Source organism: Arhodomonas sp. KWT (assembly GCF_010993615.1).
This window is the reverse complement of sequence record NZ_WNXE01000299.1, coordinates 1-2,428: the sequence shown is the minus strand read 5'-3', so window position 1 is coordinate 2,428 and position 2,428 is coordinate 1. Positions and strand designations below refer to the sequence as shown.

4 protein-coding genes are annotated in these 2,428 nt (G+C 69.7%); all 4 read right to left on the bottom strand.

The genetic code is table 11. The features are described 5' to 3' along the window. A partial coding sequence (locus tag G7A99_RS18120; RefSeq protein ID WP_163142798.1) for an AtpZ/AtpI family protein occupies positions 1-233 on the bottom strand: 233 nt, incomplete at its 3' end. Positions 234-235: 2 nt separating this feature from the next. Then, positions 236-634 (bottom strand): F0F1 ATP synthase subunit epsilon, encoded by a 399-nt coding sequence (locus G7A99_RS18115; RefSeq protein ID WP_163142795.1) that lies wholly within the window; start codon positions 632-634, stop codon positions 236-238. After that, positions 631-2,013, bottom strand: a complete 1,383-nt coding sequence (atpD, locus tag G7A99_RS18110; protein ID WP_026320880.1) for a F0F1 ATP synthase subunit beta — start codon at positions 2,011-2,013, stop codon at positions 631-633. Before atpD ends, G7A99_RS18115 begins: the two co-directional genes overlap by 4 nt. Before the next feature lie 148 nt (positions 2,014-2,161). Further along, positions 2,162-2,428 (bottom strand): nitrilase-related carbon-nitrogen hydrolase (locus tag G7A99_RS18105; RefSeq protein ID WP_305792335.1); only part of this gene is annotated, 267 nt, incomplete at its 5' end.

Genomic DNA, 2,428 nt, shown 5'->3' with positions numbered 1-2,428 from the left:
AGCACGACGCCGCCGACCAGGCAGACCGGCGTCCAGTACACCGAGTAGCCCGGGTCACGACCGTCCAGCCACAGGCCCAGGTACGCCCCCGCCACCACGGGGATGACCAGCAGCAGCCCCAGGGTGGTGAGGTAGACGGTCTGTGCCATCAGCGTGGGGCGATCGCGCTCTGCACGGCGCATGCGCGCCGCCTGGCGCCGGACCTCGCGCTTGAGCCGCTCGGTGTCGTTCATCCTCATCGCCCGCGCCCCATCTCCCAGAGCCGGCGCAGCATCGCCTCCTCCAGGCGCCGCAGGCTCTCCCGGCCCGCCTGCATCCGTTCCTCCTCGGCGACCAGCGTGCTCGACAGCGCCGCGGTGATGCGCTCGTAGTCCGTGTCGCGCTGATAACGCCGGGTCGTCAGCCACAGGCGGTTGTCGCTGAAATGGAGCAGGGCGCCGGGCAGCGCCAGGTATTCCCACGGCCCCTCGCCGACGCGAAAGCGCGCGAGGCCGAACACGAGCACGGTCATGAACGCCTCGTGGCGGGCGCGCAGGCCGAAGCTACCGGTGGCGTCCTCACCGATGAAATCGCTCACTCCGGTGACCGTCTCCTCCGCGATGGGCGAGCGCAGCGCCATCTCGAAGGTGTTCACTGCGTCGTCCGGTTCATGCTCGCGCGCATATAGCACTGGTCCTCCGGAACGTCGTCGAAACGGCCGGCCAGAAAGGCGTCGCAGTCGGCGAGGGTGTCAGTCAGCGGCACCGACACCCCGGCGATGCCCGAATGCCCGGCGGTGACGTGGAACGGCTGGCTGAGGTAGCGCTGGAGCTTGCGCGCGCGCAGCACCACCTGGCGGTCGGCGGCGGAGAGCTCCTCCAGGCCGACCATGCTGATGATGTCCTCCAGCTCGTGGTAGCGGGCCAGGTGCTCCCGCACCCCCTCGGCGACGGCGTAGTGGCGGTCGCCGAGCACATGGCGGTCCATGAGCTTGCTGCCGGAAGCCAGCGGATCCACCGCGGGATAGATGCCCTGGCCGGCCTGCGACCGGGAGAGGATCACGGTCGTGTCCAGGTGGCTGAGGATGGTCGAGACCGCCGGATCGGTCATGTCGTCGGCGGGGACGTAGACCGCCTGTACCGAGGTCACCGCGCCGGCGGCGGTGGAGCTGATGCGGTCCTCCAGCTCCGCCACCTCCGTGCCCAGGGTCGGCTGGTAGCCCACCGTCGCGGGCATGCGCCCGAGCAGGCTGGAGACCTCGCTGCCCGCCTGCACGAAGCGGAAGACGTTGTCGAGCAGCAGCAGGACCTCGGTGTGCAGCGTGTCTCGCAGGTACTCCGCGTAGGTCAGCGCGGTGAGACCGACGCGGAAACGCACACCGGGGGATTCGTCCATCTGGCCGAACACCAGGGTGGCGTCCGGCAGCACACCGGTGCGGTCCAGCTCGTGCCAGATCTCGTGACCCTCGCGCAGGCGCTCGCCCACGCCCCCGAACACGGACACGCCCCGGTGCAGCGCCGTCACCGCGTGCATGAATTCCATGATGAGTACCGTCTTGCCCACACCGGCGCCGCCGAACAGGCCGGTCTTGCCGCCCCGGGCGAAGGGGCAGAGCAGATCGATGACCTTGATGCCCGTCTCCAGCACCGTGCTCGTGCCGTAGGACTGCTCCAGCGGCGGTGGCGGTGCGTGAACGTTGCGATACTCCTCCGCCTCGACCGGCGGGCCGTCGTCCACCGGCTCGCCGAAGACGTTGAGCACACGGCCGAGGCAGCCGCGGCTGACCGGCACGTGCAGCGGCGTGCCGAGGTCGTAGACCGGCATTCCGCGGCTCAGCCCACGCGTGGTGTGGAGCGTTACCGCACGCAGATGATGCCGGTCGAGATGCTGATGGACCTCGAAGACATAGTGCTCGCCGTCGAGCACGGTACACAGGGACTGGCGCAGCGGCGGCAGCCGCTCACAGCGGATGACCACCACCGGTCCCTGTACCTCCGAGACGATGCCGGCAAGCGGCAGTCCCTGCACGTCGATGCCCGACGTCGCCAATGGCGGCCTCCCTGTGGAATGCTCCAATGCCCACTGCCAATCTAGTCCGCTCCGCTGACTGGATTATTGACGCTGGTCATCCAACGTCGAGTCGGGGGGACTGGCGCGGCCACCGGGGGCCGGTCACGGGGACTCAGCGGCGGACGGCGGGGGCGCTCAGGTCGGCATAGAGCTCCGGGCGGCGATCCTGCAGGTAGGTGTTGCCGACCGGGTCGTCCCGGCGGAAGGCGGCGGGATCGACCTCGGCGACGAGCAGCGCCTCATCCGCCCCGGCGGCGGCGATGGGCTCGCCGTTCGGCGAGCAGATCGAGCTGCGACCGGTATAGCGCACCCCGTCCTCGGCACCGCAGCGGTTCGCGTAGGCGACGAAAAGGCCATTTTCCCAGGCCCTTACGGGCAC